This window comes from Calidifontibacter indicus, assembly GCF_003386865.1.
Lineage (GTDB): Bacteria > Actinomycetota > Actinomycetes > Actinomycetales > Dermatophilaceae > Yimella > Yimella indica.
This window is the reverse complement of sequence record NZ_QTUA01000001.1, coordinates 1,684,514-1,703,529: the sequence shown is the minus strand read 5'-3', so window position 1 is coordinate 1,703,529 and position 19,016 is coordinate 1,684,514. Positions and strand designations below refer to the sequence as shown.

The following is a 19,016-nucleotide window of genomic DNA, read 5'->3' as shown; positions in this document are numbered from 1 at the left end:
GGCCGGCTGGCGACGTGCTCGTGCGGATTTCGGACTCCAAAACACTCGTGCCGCCGACGGACGATCTCCGGGCGGCGGCACCAGCGTGAGCGACGTCGTCGACGACGCGCCCCTGCTCAGTCGAGTACAGCGTCGACGAAGGCCTTCGGGTCGAACGGAGCCAGGTCGTCCGGACCCTCACCCAGACCGACGAGCTTCACCGGCACGCCGAGTTCGCGCTGCACGAGCACGACGATGCCGCCCTTGGCGGTGCCGTCGAGCTTGGTGAGCACGACACCGGTGATGTCGACGGCCTTGGCAAACACCTCGGCCTGACGCATGCCGTTCTGGCCAGTGGTGGCATCGAGCACCAGCAGGCACTCGTCGATGGGGCTCTGCTTCTCGATGACGCGCTTGACCTTCGACAGCTCGTCCATCAGTCCGACCTTGTTGTGCAGGCGGCCGGCGGTGTCGATGATCACGACGTCGACCTCTTCGTCGTGGCCGTCCTTCACCGCGTCGAACGCCACCGCGGCCGGGTCGGCGCCCTCCTTGTCGGAGCGGACGGTGGCCACGCCGACGCGGGCGCCCCAGGTCTCGAGCTGGTCGGCGGCCGCTGCACGGAAGGTGTCGGCCGCGCCGAGCAGCACCTCCTTGTCCTCGGCGACGAGCACGCGGGCGAGCTTGCCGACGGTGGTGGTCTTGCCAGTGCCGTTGACGCCCACGACCATCACGACGGCCGGACGGTCGCCCTGGCGGCTGGCCGCGATGCGGCGGTCCATCGTCGGGTCGACGAGCTTGAGGAGTTCGTCGTGCAGCCACATCTCGAGCTGCTCGGGGCTGGCCGAACCCTCGACCTTCACCCGCTGCTTGAGGTTGTCGACCAGCTCGGTGGTGGCCTCGACGCCGAGGTCTGCACCCAGCAGGGTGTCCTCGACCTCTTCCCAGACCGACTCGTCGAGGGTGCCCGCCGCAAGGATGCCGAGCAGGCCCTTGCCCATCGAGTTGTTGGAGGCGGCCAGCCGGCTGCGCAGCCGGGTCATGCGGCCGCGCGCCGACTCCGGCTGCTCGATCGTGGGCTCGGGAGCGGGGGCCGGTTCGGGGGCCTTCGGGGCCGGCTCAACCGGGGGTTCCTGGACGGCGGTGCCGCCCTTGTTCTCGACCGGCTCGGCCGGGGTGACCGGCTTGACCGGAGGTTCGTCACGCTCGTCGGTGTCGGCCGGAGGGGCCGTCGCGGTGGAGCCCTTGCTGGTGTCGATGGTGACACCGGAGCTCGGTTTGTAGGTGTTGGCCTTGCGTTGCGGCGCATCCTTGGCGGCCGGCGGCGGCTCTTGCGGCGGCAGCTCCTTGGTCTTGCCACCGCGTCCGCGTAGGAAGGCGACCGCCAGGCCCACTGCACCGAGCAGGACGACGGTGAGGACTACAAGGATTTCCCAGAGCTGATCCACCCGCCCATCATGGCAAACGAGGCCGACATGGTGTCAGCCCCGGTGTGCATCGCGACTGCGTCGCGTCTGCGCTGCGGGCATCGCCGCAGGTCGCCCCCGTGCGGGGGGTGTCCCTATGGTCTTCGTCAAGCGGCGGCTGGGGTTTTCTGTTGGTAGAGGGTTCCGTCGCGAAGCATCGCGTACAGCACGTCGCAGCGTCGTCGGGCGAGGCAGATGAGGGCGGCGTTGTGCTTCTTGCCTTGGCCGCGTTTGCGGTCGTAGTAGGCCCGCGAGGTCGGGTCGTGCAGTGCGGCGAACGCGGCGAGGAACATCGCTCGTTTGAGGTGCTTGTTGCCGCCTCGGGCGGGGTGCTCACCGCGGATCGAGGTGCCGGATCGGCGGGTGACGGGTGCGAGGCCGGCGTACGCGGCGAGGTGGCCGGAGGTGGGGAAGCTCGAACCGTCGCCGACTTCGAGCAGGATCCGTGCGCCGGTCCTGACGCCGATGCCGGGCATCGAGGTCAGGACCGCGGCAAGAGGGTGGGCATCGAGCATGTCCTCCAGTTGGGTTCCCAGCTCGTCCCGGTCGTGCAGCAGGCGCGCCAGTCCGGTCGCGAGTTTGGGCAGGACGAGCTCGGCGGCTCGGGTGCCAGGGACGGTGACGGTCTGCTCGGTGAGCGCTGTCTGGATGTCGTCGACGAGGCGTTGGTAGGAGCGGGGCGCGCGGGGTTTGGCGACGGCGAGCAGACGTCGCCGGCCGGCCGCGCGCAGGCCGGTCGGGCCACCGAAGCGGGTCAGGAGTTCGAGGGCTGCCGGGTGTTGGATGCGTGGGCCGAGGACACGTTCGAGGGCTGGGTTCACTTGTGTCAGAAGGCCTCTGATCCGGTTTGCTTGCGCGGTGACCTGCCCGGCCAGGTCGTCATCGAAGCCGACGATGACTTCCAGGTCGGCCAGGGTGTCGTCGCCGACATCAACCCGTCGCAGGGCGTGCGGCATCGACCGGGCAGCTTCGGCGATGACGTACGCGTCCCTTGCGTCGGTCTTGGCGTTGCCGGGGTGCAGGTCGGCGATACGGCGCATCGCCAGCCCGGGCAGATAGGCCACATCGATACCCATGGCTCGGGCGACCGCGACGGGCAGCGCGCCGATCGTTGCGGGTTGATCGACCACGACCAGCAGGCGACCGTGCGTGCCGAGTTCGGTCAGCAGGCCACGCAGCGACGACTCGTCTTGGGGCAACGGTTTGTCGTGCAGCCGTGTGCCATCGACGTTCAGCGCGCAGGCGTGGTGCGCCTGTTTGCCGACATCGAGCCCGATGTACACCGCGTAGTCAGGTCGGGACATGGTCCCCTCCTCGTGCGTCCGAGCGGCTGGTCACCAGATCAGGCGCAGGAAGCCGACATCCACGTTACGAAGAGACCTACCCAGGCGTTCGGGCGGCCCGGTCCCTATCAGCGGTCCACCAGCGCCACCAGCACCCGGTGACAACACCCCCCGGATCATGCAAGCGACAGGGGCAGTCAGTCATGCCGGGGCCGGCGACCAGGAGCCTTGCTTCAAGGCCCACCCAAAACGGTAACGGGCGGTCAGCAAGCCCTGATCAGGCCTGCGAGCGCTCGCGCTTGACGGTGCCCACGACGTTCTCGGTGGCGTCCTTGGCGCGGGTCGCGACCTTGTCGGTGGTCTGCGCCACGCTGGTCACGAGGTTTTCCCCACGAGGGGTGAGCACCTGCCGTCCCTCCCTACGGGCGGGCACGGCCACCATGCCGAGGACGGCGGAAGCGAGGGCGACACATACCACGAGCGCAAGGATGAGCCAGAACATGCCTTCATCTTGACCCACAGATTTGTGAGCGCCCAATCAGAAACACCAGAAACACGCGAAATTCTGGTGAATTCGCAGATTTGTGGCCGATCTCACCGCATCAGGCGCCGAGAGCCTCGTCGTCCGGGCGCACATCGCTCATCCGTTGCGACACGACATTGGTCACACCGTCGCCGCGCATCGAGATGCCGTAGAGGGCGTCCGCGACCTCCATCGTGCGCTTCTGGTGGGTGATCACGATGAGCTGGCTGGAGTCGCGCAACTCCTCGAACAGCGTGATCAACCGGCCGAGGTTCGCGTCGTCGAGCGCCGCTTCGACCTCGTCCATGATGTAGAAGGGGCTGGGCCGCGCCTTGAAGATCGAGACCAGCAGCGCGACCGCCACGAGCGAGCGCTCGCCACCCGACAGCAGCGACAGGCGCTTGATCTTCTTGCCCGGCGGCCGGGCCTCGACCTCCAGGCCGGTGGTGAGCATGTTGTCGGGGTCGGTCAGCACGAGGCGACCCTCGCCGCCGGGGAAGAGCCGGCCGAAGACACCTTCGAACTGGCGCGCGGTGTCCTCGAACGCGCTGGCGAACGCCTCCTCGACCCGCCGGTCGACCTCGTCGACGATGTCGAGCAGGTCGCGCTTGGAGGTGCGCAGGTCTTTGAGTTGCTCGACGAGGAACTTGTGCCGTTCCTCCAGCGCCGCGAACTCCTCCAGGGCCAGCGGGTTGACCCGTCCGAGTTGGCCGAGCTTGCGCTCGGCCGAGCGCAACCGCTTCTCCTGGGTTTCGCGCACGAACGGTTTGGGTTCGGGCTGGTCGTCCGGGTCGTCGTCCGGGCCGGGGATGTGCGGGATCAACTGGTGCGGGCCGTACTCCTCGACCAGCACCTCCGGGTCGACCCCGTGCTCCTCGACCGCTTTGGTCTGTAACGCCTCGATGCGCAGCCGCTGCTGCGCCCGCGCCACCTCGTCACGGTGCACCGTGTCGGTGAGTTCACGCAGTTCGTCGCCGATCGCGGTGACGTCCTTGCGGTGCTGGGCCAGCGCCTGGTCGCGCACGGTGCGTTCGCGGTCGGCCTCGGCCCGGCGTGCAGTGGCGAGCGTCAACGCCGACGCGACGTGCTGGGCGAGCTCGGCCGCGGCGCCTTGCACTGTGCGGGCGGTGGCAGCCTCGCGGGCACGCTTCTCCCGCCGCGCCTTCGCCTTCTCGCGTGCCTCCAACTCCGAGCGCGCGGCGGCTTCCAACCCGTCGGCACGGCCCGAGATCGACCGTGCCTGCTCCTCGTGGGTGCGCAACCCGAGCCGGACGTCGGTCTCGCGTGACCGCGCCGCCGCGGCTTCGGCGGCGAGCCGGTCGCGCTCGTCGGTGGTCGGTTCCTCCTCGCTCGGCTCGTCCTGAGCCGACGCGAGCCGCTGCTCGAGGTCGGCGAGTTCAGTGCGCGCGGTGGCGAGGTTCTGCTCGACGGTGGCCTGCGCCTGCACGAGGCGCTCCTGCTCCGAACGCGCGTTCCGCAGGCCCTGGCCGAGGCGACTGAGCTGCTCTCCCACCGAAGCCATCCGGGCGTCGGACGCGTTGAGCCGGTCGAGCGCGGCGTCGAGGTCGACCTGGATCTCCTGCACCGCGTTCTTGGCCTTCTCGACCGCGAACTGTGCCTGCTCACCACGCCGCTTGGCGGCTTCGGCCTTGGCGCGGCTCTCGTCGACCGCCGCTTGGATCTCGAGCAGCGACGGCGCCGACGACGACCCGCCGCGCACATACCCGGACGCGAACACGTCGCCTTCCGGGGTCACCGCGACGACCGAACGGTCCTGGGCAACAAGGGTTTTCGCGGTGTCGACATCGGGCACCAACGCAACCCCGGTGAGCAGGTGAGCCACGGCCGACGCGACATCGTCGTCGGCGGACACGACCCGGGCGGCCCACCTCGAACCGTCCGGCAGGTCGGCCTTGCCGGCCGCGGCCGGTGACCCCGGTGCGGCGATCAGCACCGTGGCACGCCCCGCGTCGTCGTCGCGCAACCGGCCGAGCGCCTGTGCGCCGGCGTCGAGGTCGTCGACCACCACCGCGTCGGCGGCCCACCCGAGCGCCGCCGCGATCGCCGCCTCGTGACCGGCCTCCACCCGCAACAACTCGGTGATCGACCCACGCACCGCGCCCCGCTCCAACAGGTGCGCGGCACCGTCCTTGCGGGTCAGGCTCAACTCGAGCGCCTCGACCCGCGCCTGGTGGGTGGTGCGCTCCTTCTCGGCCTCGGCGAACTGCTGACGGGCCGTCTCCAGGTCCTGCTGGGCGGTCTCCATCCGCTCCTGCGCTGCTTCGTAGGCGGCGTCGAGGCCCTCCTCTCCCTCTTCGTCCTGCGCCACGGTCGACTCCAGCGCACGGTGATCGCGCTCGATCGCGGTGATGCGGTCGGCGACCTCCTTGGCGTTGACGCTCATCCGGCCGAGTTCGGCCTCGCCCGCCTCGATCCGGCTGCGGCGGGCACCGACCTGGCCCTCGAGTTTGGCGAGACCCTCCCGACGGTCGGCGGCGGCACGCGCGAGTTTGGTGAGGCGCTGCTGTTCGGCGGCGTGCGCTTGCTCGAGGTCTGCGCGGCGTTGCACGGCCTCCTCCAACGCGGCGCGGCCCTGCTCGATGCGCTGGTTGAGCTGGGCGAGTTCCTCGCGCGCGGCGGCGGCCTGCTGTCGCAGCTTCTCCGGGTCGCGCCCCGAACCCTGCTGCTGCTCGTGTGCGTCGTCGTCGGCGAGCAGCCGCACCCGCTCGGCCGCGAGACTTGCCGTCGCCTCGACCCGCTCCTTGAGTGACGACAGGGTGAACCATTGGTCTTGCACCTTGGTCTGCAACGGTGCCGCGGCCTGTGCTTCGTCCTCCAGCTCGGCGAGGGTGCGCTGCGCGACCACCAGACGTTCCTGCACCCGCTTCTGCTGCTCCAGCAGGGCCGTCTCGTCGGCCACTTCCTGCTCGAGGGTGTTGGTGAGCTGCACCAGGTCGTCGGCGAGCAGCCGCAGCCGCGAATCGCGCACCTCGGCCTGGATCGTGGCCGCCTTGCGGGCGGTCTCGGCCTGCCGGCCGAGCGGGCCGAGCTGGCGGCGGATCTCGGTCGTGAGGTCGCTGACGCGGGTGAGGTTGCCCTCCATCTGCTCCAGCTTGCGCAGCGCCTTCTCCTTGCGCTTGCGGTGCTTGAGCACGCCGGCGGCTTCCTCGATGAAACCGCGCCGCTCCTCCGGGGTGGCCCGCAGCACCGCGTCGAGCTGCCCCTGGCCGACGATCACGTGCATTTCGCGGCCGATACCGCTGTCGGACAACAGTTCCTGGATGTCGAGCAGTCGACAGGAGGTGCCGTTGATGGAGTAGTCGGACCCGCCGCCCTTGAACATCGTGCGGGTGATCGTGACCTCGGTGTAGTCGATCGGCAGCGCACCGTCGGAGTTGTCGATCGTCAGCGACACCTCGGCCCGACCGAGGGCCGGACGCGTCGGGGTGCCGGCGAAGATGACGTCTTCCATCTTGCCGCCGCGCAGGCTCTTGGCCCCCTGCTCCCCCATCACCCAGGCGAGCGCGTCGACCACATTCGACTTGCCGGAACCGTTCGGGCCGACGATGCAGGTGATGCCGGGCTCGAGCTTCATCGTGGTCGCCGAGGCGAAGGACTTGAAGCCCTTCAGGGTCAGGCTCTTGACGTACACGGTGGTTCGGCGCCTTCCGGCAGGTTCTCGGGTCGGCCCAGCGTACCCGCCGACCACCGGGAACCCGCCGGATCCCGCGACGTTGTTGTGTCCATTCCGTCGTGGCTACCAGGCGGTACCCGCCTCGGCCGGTACCCTACGGCCGTGCAGCACAATGACGAAGCGGCCGAAATGGACGCCACCGACCGCCACCTCCAGGTGTGGGATGCGATGTTCACGGCGCCCGACGGGCGTGACCGCGAGACCGAAGGCGCGCTGCACCGTGCCGTTCGCATCCATCAGGCGTCCGACCGCCGGTTGAAGGTCGTGCTGCAGGACGACCCGATGTCGCACGACGAATACATGACGTTGCACGTGTTGGTCGGCGGCCAGACCAAGGGTCGACCCCGCTCCACCCCCGCCCAGCTCGCCGACCTCGCAGGCGTCAGCCGGGCCGGCATGACGGGGCGGCTCGACAAGCTCGAGCGCTCCGGCCTGGTCACCCGCACCCCCGACAGCGACGACCGCCGCAGCGTGATCGTCGAGATCACCCCCGCCGGCCGCGCCGCCTGGGAGCGTGTCGCGCACCGCTGGTCGAGCGAGGAAGGCACCCTCTTCGACGGCCTGTCGACCGAGGAACTGCGCACGCTCAACGCGCTGCTGCGCAAGGCGTTCGTGGCGCTGGAGCGCACCGACCGCATCTGAGCCGGCGCGATCTGCGTCCGCTCGAAGTCTGCTCAGTCGCGGCCGGTCAGCACCAGTGCATCACCCTCGGTGACCGCGATCGTGTGCTCACTGTGCGCCCCGCGCGAGCCATCGACGCTGCGTAGCGTCCAGCCGTCGGGGTCGGTGTAGATCTCGTCGGTCGACTCCATCAACCACGGTTCGATCGCGATGACCAACCCCGGCTGCAGCTTCAGGCCACGCCCGGCACGCCCGTCGTTGGGCACGTGCGGGTCGCCGTGCATGGTGCGACCGACGCCATGACCACCGAACTGGGTGTTGACGCGGTAACCGGCGCCCTTGCACACCTGCGCGATCGCGGCGGAGACGTCGCCGAGCTTGTTGCCCGGCCGGGCCGCGGCGATACCTGCCTCCAGCGCCCGCTCGGTGGTCTCGATGATCTTCAGGTCCTGCGGACGCGGCGTGCCGACGACGACCGACAGCGCGGAGTCGGCGACCCAGCCGTCGAGTGACGCGGCGAAGTCGACGCTGAGCAGGTCGCCGTCCTGCAAGGCGTAGTCGAACGGCAGGCCGTGCAGCACGGCGTCGTTGACGCTGGTGCACAGCACCTTGCCGAACGGGCTCGCCCCGAAACTCGGGTGGTAGTCGATGTAGCACGACTCCGCGCCGGCATCACGAATCATCTTGTGCGCCAACGCGTCCAGCTCGAGGAGGTTGACGCCGACGGCGGCCTTCTCGCGCAACGCGACGAGCACGTCGGCGACGAGCTTGCCCGCCGGACGCATCTGCTCGAGTTCCTTGGGTGAACGCAGCTCGATCAACGGCTCTCTCCTTCTTCGGTGCCGGTCTACCCGGCGGCGAAACACGGCACGTGGGTCAGCGCGCCAGCCACTCGGCGTACGCGTCGAACGTGTAGTCGCGGCCCAGGAAGTCTCGCACCAACTCGGCGGCGTCCTTGCGGCCGCCCATGCCCAGCACCTTCTCCCGGTAGCGGGTCGCGACGTCCTGGTCGAACAGGTCGGCCGGGTCGAACGCGCTGAACATGTCCTTCGCGATGACCAGCGACCACATATAGGTGTAGTAGCCCGAGCTGTAGCCGTCGAGGTGACCGAACGAGCAATGGAAGTGGTTGTCCGGCAGCGGCGGGAACACCGAGTAGGTGCGTTGGGTCTCCTGCAGGTATGCGGTCATGTCGTCCGGACGGTCGACGTGCAGCCCGAGCGACACCGCCGCGTAGAACATCTGGGTGCGGGCGAGGAAACCCTTGCCGAACTCCTCGGCCTCCTTCATCCTCGCGACGAGGTCGGCCGGGATCGGCTCACCTGCATCGTTGACCGCGAAGGTCGCCAGAACGCTCGCGTCCCAAGCCCATTCCTCGAGCATCTGACTCGGCGCCTCGACGAAGTCCCACTCGGTCGCGACCCCGGAGAAGCGTGCCCACTTGTGCTGCTGTCCACCGAGCACGTGGTGCACCAGGTGGCCGAACTCGTGGAACAGGGTGACGACCTCGTCGTGCTCCATGAGGCCGCGGCTGAAGTTGCAGACCAACACCCCCTCGGGCAGTTGCACCCCGTCGACACCGGAGACGAGGGTGAACTGCGCCGCGTGCTTGAACTTGCCCTCGCGCGGGTGCAGGTCGAGGTAGATGCGTCCGATCTGCTCGCCGTCGCGCACCACGTCGTAGCCGGTGACGTCCTCGTGCCACACCGGAGCGTCGGGCACCTCGCGCCACTCCAGCCCGAACAGCCGGCCGGTGACGTCGAGCAACCCCTGGCGCACTCGGTCGAACCGGAAGTAGGTGCGCACCAGCTGCGCGTCGACGTCGTGCTCTTCCTTACGCACGACCTCGCTGTAGAAGGTGGTGTCGACGGCCGTGACGTCGTCGACCTCGGGGTGGTCGCGGCGCAACCGGTCGAGCAGGATCTGCTTGTCGGCGTGGGCCCGCTCGTCGGCGGCGTCGGTGATCTTGTCGATGAAGGTGCGGATCTGCTTGCCTTCGCCGATCATCTTGACCTCGGCGTCGAAGTCGGCCCAGTTGGCGTAGCCGAGCAGCGCGGCGTGCTCCTGTCGCAGGCCGAACAGCTGCGCCAGCACGGCATCGTTGGCCGGCCACGCGATGTTGTTGCGCTCGTGCGTCATCGCGGCGCGCACACCCCGATCGGCGCAGAAGGTCATCAGCGGCACCGAGTCGGGGTAGTCGGTGGTGACCGTGATGGTGCCGTCGGGCCCGGCCGGGTGGGCGTCGAGCCAGTCCTGCGGCATGCCGGCCAGTTGTTCGGGGCGGACGGTGATCGACCGCACGCCCTCACGGATGTTCTTGGCGAACTGCTGACCGGTCGTGAGCTCGGCACGGGCCAGTTCGCGAAGCCGCTCGCGGTCGGCGTCGGACTTGTCGACGCCGGCACGACGGAAGTCGCGCCGGGTGAGGTCGAGCAGGCGCTGCGCGTCGGGGTCGTCGCCCGCCTCGGCCTTGTCGAGCACCGCGAACAACTCGCCGTCGACGCCGAGCTCGGTGGAGTAGTCGTCGACCCGCTGCGCCGCCTCGTCGGCTGCTTCCCGCACGCCCGCGTCGGGGTGCACCTCGGAGAACAGCGACGCCGCCGCGGCGGCGTTACCCAGCTCGATCTGGACGGCGTTCCAGGTGGCCAGCACATCGGTGACCGTGCCCTGCTTGAGCCGCTCGACCAGGGTGCGGGCGTCGTCGAGCGCACCGTCGCAGCGGTCGGTCAACCAGTCGTGGGCGTCGTCGGTGGGCAGTTCGAGAGCGGTGATCGTCACGGCGCCACCCTAACCGTCGGCCCCGACAGCATGCCCGGCGCGAGCGGCTACTTCCACACGGCGGGCGGGGTGTAGGCGCTCGAGCCGGTGTCGGCGTACTGCATCGCGAAGGTCTCGATGCTCGATCCCTTCGGCACGGCGAACGCAAGGGTCTCCTGGCTCGGCTCGTCGGGCGTCACGAGCAGCGGTGCGAAGGCTTTGATCTTGTCCGTCGGGTCGGTCGGGCAACGGCGTCCGCCACCGGTCAGCACGAAGTCGCTGCGTCCGAGCGAGGCCAGCCACTGGGTCGACACCGTCACCTTGACGTCGACGAAGTCGGTCGGCTCGTCGGCGCTGCCGGCCCGCTTCACAGGCGCGGCGACGGTGACGGTGGCGATCACCCGTCCGTCGCTCATCAGGTTGTGCGGCTTGCCGAACGCGAGCGTGGTCGCTCCGGCCGGGACGGCGGTCTTCGTGCCGGTGCACGCGGTCGGGTCGGCCGATGCGTCGGTGGCTCCGGTGGGCGCGAACAGCGCCACCGCTTTGCCCGAGCCGTCGAGCACCACGGCGCGCACGTCGGTGCCGACCGCCTCGGGCACGTCGAACATGATCGAGTCGTACTGCACCTTTCCAGCAGCCATTGCCTTCATCGGCGGCACGGTCGCGGCGTCACACAGTCGTCCGCCCTCGTCGATCAGCCTGATCACTCCACTGTTGAAGGTGGCGACGTACTCGTCCTTGACCAGCACCCCGAACTTCGCAACCACCCGCTGCTTGCCGTCGGTCGTCGCGCCCGCCGTGGGCGCCGAGACGTTGAGTGCGTAGCGCTTGTCCCACAGCTCGAAGTTGGCGGTGTTGCCCCACTTCGTCGCTTCGGGCAGCGAGCCGACCTGCTCCCCGGAACAGCCGCCACCACCCGCGCTGCTACCGGTGTCGCCGGTGCTGCCAGGTGTCGCCGTGGTCGCCAGGTTCGGTGCCTGCGGCGATTGCGCGGGGTTGCCCGCGTCGTCCGAACCGGCGCAGGCGCTCGCCGCGAGCGCGACTGCCACGATCACGGGCACGGTCGTCATTCCCCTTGTGAGTCTCCCCATGGCTCACACGGTGGCACAGCCGCCCGGGTCAGCGGCCGTTGCCGCCCGCACGAACCACCTGTCGGCCCTATTCGCCGGCGCGGACGGGGCTGACAGACCGGGCAGGAGAACGAACTGCGGTTCATGAACTGCTCGCGCACCATCAGCGCACCGCAACGGTGACACTCCTTGCCCTCCCGGCCGTAGGCGTCCAGCGACCGGTCGAAGTAACCGCTGGCACCGTTGACATTGACGTAGAGCGAGTCGAAGCTCGTGCCGCCCTGCGCGAGCGCCGCGGTCATCACGTCGGTGGCATGTCCGAGCAGTTCGGTGGCGACCTTCGCCGGCACCCTGTCCGTGAAGCGCTCACCGTGCAGCCTTGTGCGCCAGAGGGATTCGTCGGCATAAATGTTGCCGATGCCCGACACGAGGGTCTGGTCGAGCAGTGCCCGTTTGATCTGGGTGTGTTTGCCCCGCAGCCGGCGGACGGTGCCGGTCAGGTCGAACGCGCTCTCCAGCGGGTCGGGAGCGATGTGTTCGACGACGCTGGGCACCCGCGCGCCGGAGTGCCGGTCGGGCACGAGGTCGACGAGTTGCAGACCGCCGAAGGTGCGTTGGTCGACGAACCGCAGCTGCCGTCCGTCGGACAGGTCGAAGAGTGCGTGGCAGTGCTTCTCGCGCGCAGCGTTGGCGTCCTCGACGAGCAACTGACCGCTCATGCCGAGATGCACGACCAGCGCACGGCCCTCGTCGAGTTCCAGCCAGAGATACTTGCCGCGGCGGCGGGCGGCCTCGACGGTGACACCGGTGAGCTCGGCGGCGAGCGCAGCGGGACCGGCCGCGTGCCGACGGGCGACGCGGGCACCGAGCACCTCGGCGGTCTCGAATCGGCGGCCGACGACGTGGTCGGCGAGCCCGCGGCGGACCACCTCCACCTCGGGCAGTTCAGGCAAGCTCGATCTCCTCGCCCGCGTGGTCGGAGGTGCGGGCCTTGAGCGTCTTCCAGGCGGCTTCGGCGGCCACCTGCTCGGCGGCCTTCTTGTTGCGTCCGACGCCGGTGCCGAGCACCTCGTCGCCGAGCAGCACGGACGCGGTGAACACCTTGTCGTGGTCGGGGCCCTCGTCGGTGACCCGGTAGTGGGGTGCGCCGAGGTCGGTGCCGGCGGCGAGTTCCTGCAGGGAGGTCTTCCAGTCGAGACCGGCGCCGAGGTCGGCGGCTTGTTCGATCAGTCCGTCGACCATGTGGTGCACCAGCTTGTCGGCCGCCTCGATGCCACCGCACAGGTAGACGGTGCCGATGACGGCCTCGACGGTGTCGGCAAGGATCGAATCCTTGTCGCGACCTCCGGTGCTCGCCTCGCCGCGTCCGAGCAGGATGTACTCCCCCAGCTCGAGGGCACGGCCGACGCCCGCCAGGGCGCGGGCGTTGACGACGGATGCGCGGAACTTCGCCAACCGACCCTCGGGGAGGTCGGGGTGGGCGAGGTAGAGCGTCTCGGTCACGACCACGCCGAGCACGGCGTCGCCGAGGAACTCCTGGCGTTCGTTGTGCGGCAGGTTGCCGTTCTCGTACGCGTAGGAGCGATGGGTCAGGGCACGCAGAAGCAGCGGCTCGTCGATGTCCGCGCCGCTGATCTGCGTGAGCAGAGCGGCGAGATCACCGACGGGCCGCTGCGAAGCCTTCGCAGAGGCAGCCCGTTTCGACGAACTCACGTCGACCGGGTGTCTCAGGCCTGGTGAGCGGTCTGCTCCGCGGCGCTGTAGTGACGACCCTTGTAGGTGCCGCACGACGGGCACGCCATGTGCGGCTGCGCGAGGGCGTTGCAGTTCGGGCAGGTCGTGGTGGCGACCGGAGTCGTCTTCCAGTTCGCGCGGCGCGAACGGGTGTTGGAGCGCGACATCTTCCGCTTCGGGACGGCCACGTCAGTTCCTCTTCTCGTCGTTCTCGGCGTCGCCGGCAATGCCCGCGAGCGCCGACCATCGGGGGTCGATCACTTCATGGTGGTGGGTCGGGTCGTCCGCCAGGCGTGCTCCGCATTCGGAGCACAGTCCCGGACAGTCGTCCTGACACACCGGCTGGAACGGCAGTGCAGGCACCACCGCATCACGCAGCACGGGTTCCAGATCGGCGAGGTCGCCGTCCAGAGCGTGCAGGTCTTCGTCGTCGTCGGCGGCCACCTCATGGTGGTGAGCCGCGCGGTCGGCGTAAGCGAACAGCTCCTGGAACTCCACATCCACGGGTTCGTGGACGGGCTCCAGGCACCGCACGCAAGCACCGGTCGCCGTGGCGGTGACCGAACCGGAGATCAGCACACCTTCCATCACCGACTCGATCCGCAGGTCGAGCTCGATCGGCTCGCCCTCACGGATCTCGATCACGTCGTTACCGAGGTGTTCCGGTGCCGGAACGGTGCGGTCGATCTGCGCCATCTGCCCCGGACGGCGGCCCAGTTCCTTGGTGTCAAGGACGAGCGGGTTACGCGGGTCGAGGTGCATGTCGGCTCGTTGATCGGTGTGATGAGTCATGGTGAAACGGTCTTACTCGGTTCGGCCCACGTCTCGGACGACGCAGACCGACACACAAGGTTACCGACGGGGAGGCTTTTCCCCAAACCAGCCGGTCAGGCCGACGTCAGTTGCCGCGCATGCGTTCGAGCAGCGGCTCCAGCACCGGCGGCGGCACCATCTTCGACACGTCGGCGCCGTGCTGTGCACAGACCCGGATCAGCGACGAGGAGTAGTGCGACACGGCCGGCGTGGCCGCCATGAAGAAGGTCTCGACGCCGGTCATCTGGGTGTTCATCTGGGCCATCGGCATCTCGTAGGAGAAGTCGGTGCCGTCGCGCAGCCCTTTCACCATCACCGCGGCGTCGACCTCACGACAGACGTCGACCACGAGCCGGTTGCCGAACGCCTGTGCGCGCACGTTGGGCAGGTGCGCCACCGTCTTCTCGATCAGCTCGACCCGCTCCTCGGGGCTGAAGGTGCCCTTCTTGTCCGGGTTGTAGACGACTGCGACGATCACCTCGTCGAACAGCTTCGCGGCCCGCTCGATGACGTCGAGGTGACCCATCGTGATCGGGTCGAAGGAGCCGGGGCTGACGCACCGGCGGGCGGATTCGATGGTCTGGTCACTCACGCGGCATCTCCTTCGGGCACATATTCAGCGAACCACACGGTCGTCTCGCCGTAGCGGCGCGGCCCGATGAGCTCGACGTCGGCCGGCCACACGGGTTCGGGTGACCGCGACGAGCGTTCGACCACGAGCACGGCGTGCTCGGTGAGCAGTCCGTCGGCCAGTTCGGCGAGCACACCTGCGAGCACCTCTTCGCCGAGGTCGTAGGGCGGGTCGATGAACACGAGGTCGAACGGCTCACCGGGCGCGGCTACTACCCGTTCGACGGCCTCGGCGCGCACGCTCACCCCGGCCAGGCCGAGGTCGCGCACGTTGCGTCCGGCGACGGCTGCGGCCTTGCGGTCGCGCTCGACCAGCACCACGCGGCTCGCGCCGCGGCTCGCGGCCTCCAGCCCGAGGGCGCCGGATCCGGCGTAGAGGTCGAGGGTGCTCGCGCCGTGCAGCGCGTCGAGGTGTTCGAGCCGGGCGAAGAGCGCCTCGCGCACCCGTTCGCTGGTGGGGCGGGTGGAGTCTCCGGATGGGGTCGCAAGCCGCCGTCCACCGGCCGTGCCGGCGATGATGCGTGTCACCTCAGCCTCGTTCCAGGAAAGCTACCTGGTCGTCGTCGAGTCGTTCGGCGAGCAGGTCGGCGAGCGCCGGGTGCGCCCGCAGGGTGGGGTCGGTGCCGACGAGTTCGGTGGCGTCGACGCGCGCGAGCTGGATGAGTTCGGCGTCCTTCGGGTGGGTGATGCGCAGCAGACGCAGCCCGGAGCGTCCGCCCGACTGGCTCGCGCCGAGCACGTCACCCTCCTTGCGCAGGTTGAGGTCGAGGTCGGCGAGTTCGAAGCCGTTGTTGCTGGCCGCGACCGCTTCGAGGCGCTGCAGCGTCTCGGGCTTCTCGGTGTCGGTGACCAGCAGACAAAGGCCACCGCCCGCGCCTCGCCCGACCCGGCCGCGCAACTGGTGCAATTGGGAGATTCCGAAGCGGTCGGCGTCCATGATCACCATCATCGTCGCGTTGGGCACGTCGACCCCGACCTCGATGACGGTGGTCGAGACGAGCACGTGCACCTCCCCCGCCGCGAACTCGCCCATCACCCGATCTTTGTTGTCGGCGGACATGCGACCGTGCAGCATCTCGACGCGCAGGCCGGCCAGCGCCGGCTCGGCGCGCAGTTTGTCCAGCGTGCTGAGCACCGAGGCCATCACCGGTTTGCCGTCGTCTTCGGGGTCGTCGTCGGCCCAGGGGTTCTCGATGCCGTACTCATCCAGGAACGCGTCGGGGTCTTCGCCTCCGATCCGCGGGCACACGACGTAGGCCTGATGACCGCGGGCGACCTCCTCGGCGATGCGGCTCCAGGTGCGCTCCAACCAGCCGGGCTTCGCGGCGGGCACGACGTGGCTGACGATCGGCGCACGCCCGGACGGCAGCTGCCGCAACTCGGAGGTGTCCATGTCGCCGAAGACCGTCATCGCGACCGTGCGCGGGATCGGGGTGGCGGTCATGACCAACACATGGGGCGGGTGAATCGCTTTGCTGCGCAGCGCATCTCGCTGCTCGACGCCGAACCGGTGCTGCTCGTCGACGACGACCAGCCCGAGGTCGTAGAAGTCGACCATGCCCTGGATGAGGGCGTGCGTGCCGATCACGATGCCGACCTCGCCGGAGACGATGCCGAGCATCGCCGCCTGCCGGGCCGACTTGCTCATCGAGCCGGTGAGCAGCGCGACCCGCGTGCCGTGTTCGTCGCCGCCGAGCATGCCACCCTCGGCGAGATCGCCGAGCATGCGGCGGATCGAGCGTTCGTGTTGCTGGGCGAGCACCTCCGTCGGCGCGAGCAGCGCCGCCTGGGCGCCGGCGTCGACGGTGGCGAGCATCGCGCGCAGCGCCACCACCGTCTTGCCCGAGCCGACCTCGCCCTGCAACAGGCGGTGCATCGGCCGCTCGCGGGCCATGTCGGCCGCGATCTGCTCGCTGACCTCCACCTGCCCCGCCGTGAGCTGGAACGGAAGGCGCTCGTCGAAGCGGCTGAGCAGACCGCCCTCCCGGGCGACGCGCGGGGTGCCGTGCTGGGCGTCCTGCTCGGCCCGCCGGGCGGCGAGCGCGGTCTGCACCACGAGCGCTTCGTCGTAGCGCAGCCGGCGCTTGCCGCGGCCGATGTCGGCGCGGGACGTGGGCAGGTGCAGCAACCGGTAGGCCTCGTGCAGCGACGGCAGACCGTGGCGGTCGACGAGTTCGGCGGGCACCGGGTCGTCGCCCTCCCACGAGCCGAGCACCTGCTGCATCGCGATCGTGATCGACAGGTCGGTGGTCTTCGGCACGGCCAGGTAGGTGGGGATCAACCCCGAGGCGTAGACCGACGCCGACTCGTCGTCGGCCACGAAGGTGTACTCGGGGTGGGCGAGTTGGAACGACCCGCGATAGGCCTCGAGCTTGCCGCGGAACAACGCCGTCGCCCCGGGGATCAGCTTCTGTTCGTGCCCCCACGCACGGAAGAAGACCAACCGCGCCTGGGCGCCGTCGGCGTCCTCGATGACCGCCTCGAGCATGCGGCCCTTGCGGTTGCGCATCGCGCGACCGTTGGCCTGCACCACGGTGGCGACCAGCACGGCCGTCTCCCCCACCTCGAACTCCGCGAGCCGGCCCGCGGTGTTGGCGTCGATGTACCGCCGGGGCAGGAAGTCGAGGAAGTCGCCCACGGTGTGCACGTCGCGGGCCTCGGCCAACCGCCCGGCGAGTTGCTTCTGGATCACCTTCTCCAGCGGTGTCGACCGGGTGATGCTCACGCTCACTCCACCCCCACGGCCAGCACGTAGGGGCCGCCGCCCGCCACGATCGTGACCTCGAGGTCGGGGTGGGCACGGCCGAGCGAGGTGCGCAGCGTGTCGGCGAGCGTGTCAGGGGCCCTTTCCCCGGCCACCAGCGTGACCATCTCGCAGTCGCGCTCGGACACCAGCGTCTCGACCACCTCGGCGGCGACAGGGAGGGCTTCGGTGCCGACCGCGATGACCTCGCCGTCGATGCGACCGACCACGCCACCCTTGGGGCAGGTGCCCTCGGCCGTCTCGAACTCCTCGGCGGCGATCGTCAGCAACCCCGTCGACAGGTCGATCAATGCGTCGTCGACCGACCCGAGCATCTCCTGGGCACTCTGCTCGGGGTGGGCGACCGCGAGCGCCGAGATGAACTCGACCGGTCCCGACGCGCCGGGGCGCAACACACGAACACCCTTGTCGCGCAACGCCTTCTCCAGCAGGTCGGCGGTGCCGCTGCTGCGGGAGGAGTCGGCGATCAACAGCACGTCGTCGAGTTGGGTCTCGCGGATGGCCCGCACCGCGGACGATCGGGCGATGCGCCCCGCGTCACCGGCGACGACCATGCGCTCCTCTGCGCGAGCGAGGTCGGACAGACCGGGCGATTCGGTCACCGCCACCACGAGCGTGCGAGTCTGCTTCGACACGGCGACCGGGTGACGAGCGGCGATCTCGTCGGCGAACCGGGTGATCTGGAAACGGTGCGGACGCCCGGCGTCGGCCCCCGCGTTGAGGGCACCCGTCACGTCGTCGACGTGCACATGCACCGACCAGGTCTGCGGGCCACCGGCGATGACCAACGAGTCGCCGAGCCGGTCGAGGATGCCCCGCAGGCGGGCGATGCGCTGCTCGTCGGTGTCGGACAGCATGTACATGACCTCGTAACCGGGCCCGTCGCCGTCCTCGTCGTCATCGCCGCAGTCGGTGGTCAGCACCGCCGCTTCCTTGGTGAGCCAGGCGGGAGGTTCGGTCAACGGACGCACCGGCCCGCCGCCGCTCTCGACCACCCGGCGCAGCGACTGCAACACGATCACCAGGCCGGCGCCGCCGGCGTCGACCACACCCGCCTGCCGCAACGACTCCAACTGCTCGGTGGTGTTGACCAGCGCCACCTCGGCCGCCTCCACGGCCGCGACCACGACCTCGAGCAACGAACCGTCGGCGTGCATCGCGGCGCCGTCGGCCGCCGCGCCGGCGACGGTGAGGATGGTGCCCTCGACCGGGCTGCTCACGCTGCGCCACGCGTAGTTGGTGGCCCGCTGCAACGCATCGGCAAGCCCGGATGCGGTCAACTGCTGGTCGGGCGACTCGACCAGCACCTCGGCGACGCCGCGCGCGATCTGACTGATGATCACGCCCGAGTTGCCGCGCGCGGCCATCAACGTGGCCTGCGCCAGATCGGCCGCGGCCCGGCCGAGATCGGCGGGCTGGGAGAAGGTCAACGACCCCATCGCACCGTCGACGGTCATCAGCAAATTGGTGCCGGTGTCGGCGTCGGGCACCGGGAAGACGTTGAGGTTGTTGATGCGCTCGGCGTACGTGGCCAGGTCACTGCGCGCGGCCACGACCCAGCGGCGCAGGGCGTCGAGGTCGAGTACGTCCAGCACCATGTGCCATCCTTCGCAGCATCGGTCGTCAGTCAGTCGGTCGTTTCGTCGGTCGCCCACAGGACCGGTACGACCGATCTTCGGTGT

Annotated in this window: 16 protein-coding genes; 1 reads left to right on the top strand and 15 read right to left on the bottom strand. The window is 69.5% G+C overall.

The features are described from left to right. Positions 1–116 precede the first annotated feature (116 nt). From ftsY to smc, 4 genes are all read right to left on the bottom strand, one after another. Positions 117–1,427 (bottom strand): signal recognition particle-docking protein FtsY, encoded by a 1,311-nt coding sequence (gene ftsY / locus DFJ65_RS08085; RefSeq protein ID WP_115922586.1) that lies wholly within the window; start codon positions 1,425–1,427, stop codon positions 117–119. 125 nt (positions 1,428–1,552) lie between these two features. Then, positions 1,553–2,749: an IS110 family RNA-guided transposase gene (locus DFJ65_RS08080; RefSeq protein WP_115922585.1), complete on the bottom strand. Its 1,197-nt coding sequence runs from the start codon at positions 2,747–2,749 to the stop codon at positions 1,553–1,555. Positions 2,750–3,005: 256 nt separating this feature from the next. Continuing rightward, complete coding sequence (locus tag DFJ65_RS08075) at positions 3,006–3,230, bottom strand: hypothetical protein (RefSeq protein WP_115922584.1); 225 nt, start codon at positions 3,228–3,230, stop codon at positions 3,006–3,008. Positions 3,231–3,330: 100 nt separating this feature from the next. Continuing rightward, on the bottom strand, positions 3,331–6,903 hold the full coding sequence (gene smc / locus DFJ65_RS08070; protein WP_115922583.1) for a chromosome segregation protein SMC: 3,573 nt from the start codon (positions 6,901–6,903) through the stop codon (positions 3,331–3,333). 144 nt (positions 6,904–7,047) lie between these two features. Here smc and DFJ65_RS08065 point away from each other — a divergent pair, with 144 nt between their 5' ends. Continuing rightward, entirely contained in the window at positions 7,048–7,587 is a 540-nt protein-coding gene (locus tag DFJ65_RS08065) for a MarR family winged helix-turn-helix transcriptional regulator (RefSeq protein ID WP_147301353.1), read from the top strand. Positions 7,588–7,619: 32 nt separating this feature from the next. Here DFJ65_RS08065 and map read toward each other — a convergent pair whose 3' ends face one another. The 11 genes from map to DFJ65_RS08010 all read right to left on the bottom strand — a co-directional run bounded on the left by map (position 7,620) and on the right by DFJ65_RS08010 (position 18,932). After that, entirely contained in the window at positions 7,620–8,387 is a 768-nt protein-coding gene (map, locus tag DFJ65_RS08060) for a type I methionyl aminopeptidase (RefSeq protein WP_115922581.1), read from the bottom strand. Between the two features lie 55 nt (positions 8,388–8,442). Then, positions 8,443–10,344: a M3 family metallopeptidase gene (locus tag DFJ65_RS08055; protein WP_115922580.1), complete on the bottom strand. Its 1,902-nt coding sequence runs from the start codon at positions 10,342–10,344 to the stop codon at positions 8,443–8,445. Between the two features lie 47 nt (positions 10,345–10,391). Next, a complete protein-coding gene (locus DFJ65_RS08050; RefSeq protein WP_115922579.1) occupies positions 10,392–11,393 on the bottom strand; it encodes a hypothetical protein in 1,002 nt (333 codons plus the stop codon). Beyond that, entirely contained in the window at positions 11,390–12,346 is a 957-nt protein-coding gene (gene mutM, locus DFJ65_RS08045; protein WP_115922578.1) for a bifunctional DNA-formamidopyrimidine glycosylase/DNA-(apurinic or apyrimidinic site) lyase, read from the bottom strand. The genes DFJ65_RS08050 and mutM overlap by 4 nt, the downstream gene beginning before the upstream one ends. Beyond that, positions 12,339–13,106 (bottom strand): ribonuclease III, encoded by a 768-nt coding sequence (gene rnc, locus DFJ65_RS08040; RefSeq protein ID WP_115922577.1) that lies wholly within the window; start codon positions 13,104–13,106, stop codon positions 12,339–12,341. The genes mutM and rnc overlap by 8 nt, the downstream gene beginning before the upstream one ends. A 14-nt stretch (positions 13,107–13,120) precedes the next feature. After that, positions 13,121–13,315, bottom strand: a complete 195-nt coding sequence (rpmF, locus tag DFJ65_RS08035) for a 50S ribosomal protein L32 (RefSeq protein ID WP_115922576.1) — start codon at positions 13,313–13,315, stop codon at positions 13,121–13,123. A gap of 1 nt (position 13,316) precedes the next feature. Beyond that, positions 13,317–13,919 (bottom strand): YceD family protein, encoded by a 603-nt coding sequence (locus DFJ65_RS08030; RefSeq protein ID WP_245950107.1) that lies wholly within the window; start codon positions 13,917–13,919, stop codon positions 13,317–13,319. A 106-nt stretch (positions 13,920–14,025) separates the two neighbouring features. Beyond that, the gene (gene coaD, locus DFJ65_RS08025; protein WP_115922575.1) at positions 14,026–14,532 is read right to left on the bottom strand and encodes a pantetheine-phosphate adenylyltransferase; all 507 of its coding nucleotides are present in this window, start codon (positions 14,530–14,532) and stop codon (positions 14,026–14,028) included. Further along, positions 14,529–15,098: a 16S rRNA (guanine(966)-N(2))-methyltransferase RsmD gene (rsmD, locus tag DFJ65_RS08020; RefSeq protein ID WP_115922574.1), complete on the bottom strand. Its 570-nt coding sequence runs from the start codon at positions 15,096–15,098 to the stop codon at positions 14,529–14,531. The genes coaD and rsmD overlap by 4 nt, the downstream gene beginning before the upstream one ends. 1 nt (position 15,099) lies before the next feature. Then, positions 15,100–17,295: an ATP-dependent DNA helicase RecG gene (locus tag DFJ65_RS08015; protein ID WP_245950106.1), complete on the bottom strand. Its 2,196-nt coding sequence runs from the start codon at positions 17,293–17,295 to the stop codon at positions 15,100–15,102. A 2-nt stretch (positions 17,296–17,297) separates the two neighbouring features. Beyond that, positions 17,298–18,932 carry a DAK2 domain-containing protein gene (locus DFJ65_RS08010; protein WP_115922573.1) on the bottom strand — a complete coding sequence of 545 codons (1,635 nt, stop codon included), beginning with the start codon at positions 18,930–18,932 and terminating at the stop codon, positions 17,298–17,300. Between the last annotated feature and the right edge of the window lie 84 nt (positions 18,933–19,016).

Coding starts and splice junctions, on each gene's coding strand:
- DFJ65_RS08050 (WP_115922579.1), bottom strand. CDS start 11,393: ATGACGACCGTGCCCGTGATCGTGGCAGTCGCGCTCGCGGCGAGCGCC.
- DFJ65_RS08080 (WP_115922585.1), bottom strand. CDS start 2,749: ATGTCCCGACCTGACTACGCGGTGTACATCGGGCTCGATGTCGGCAAA.
- DFJ65_RS08010 (WP_115922573.1), bottom strand. CDS start 18,932: ATGGTGCTGGACGTACTCGACCTCGACGCCCTGCGCCGCTGGGTCGTG.
- DFJ65_RS08030 (WP_245950107.1), bottom strand. CDS start 13,919: ATGACTCATCACACCGATCAACGAGCCGACATGCACCTCGACCCGCGT.
- DFJ65_RS08075 (WP_115922584.1), bottom strand. CDS start 3,230: ATGTTCTGGCTCATCCTTGCGCTCGTGGTATGTGTCGCCCTCGCTTCC.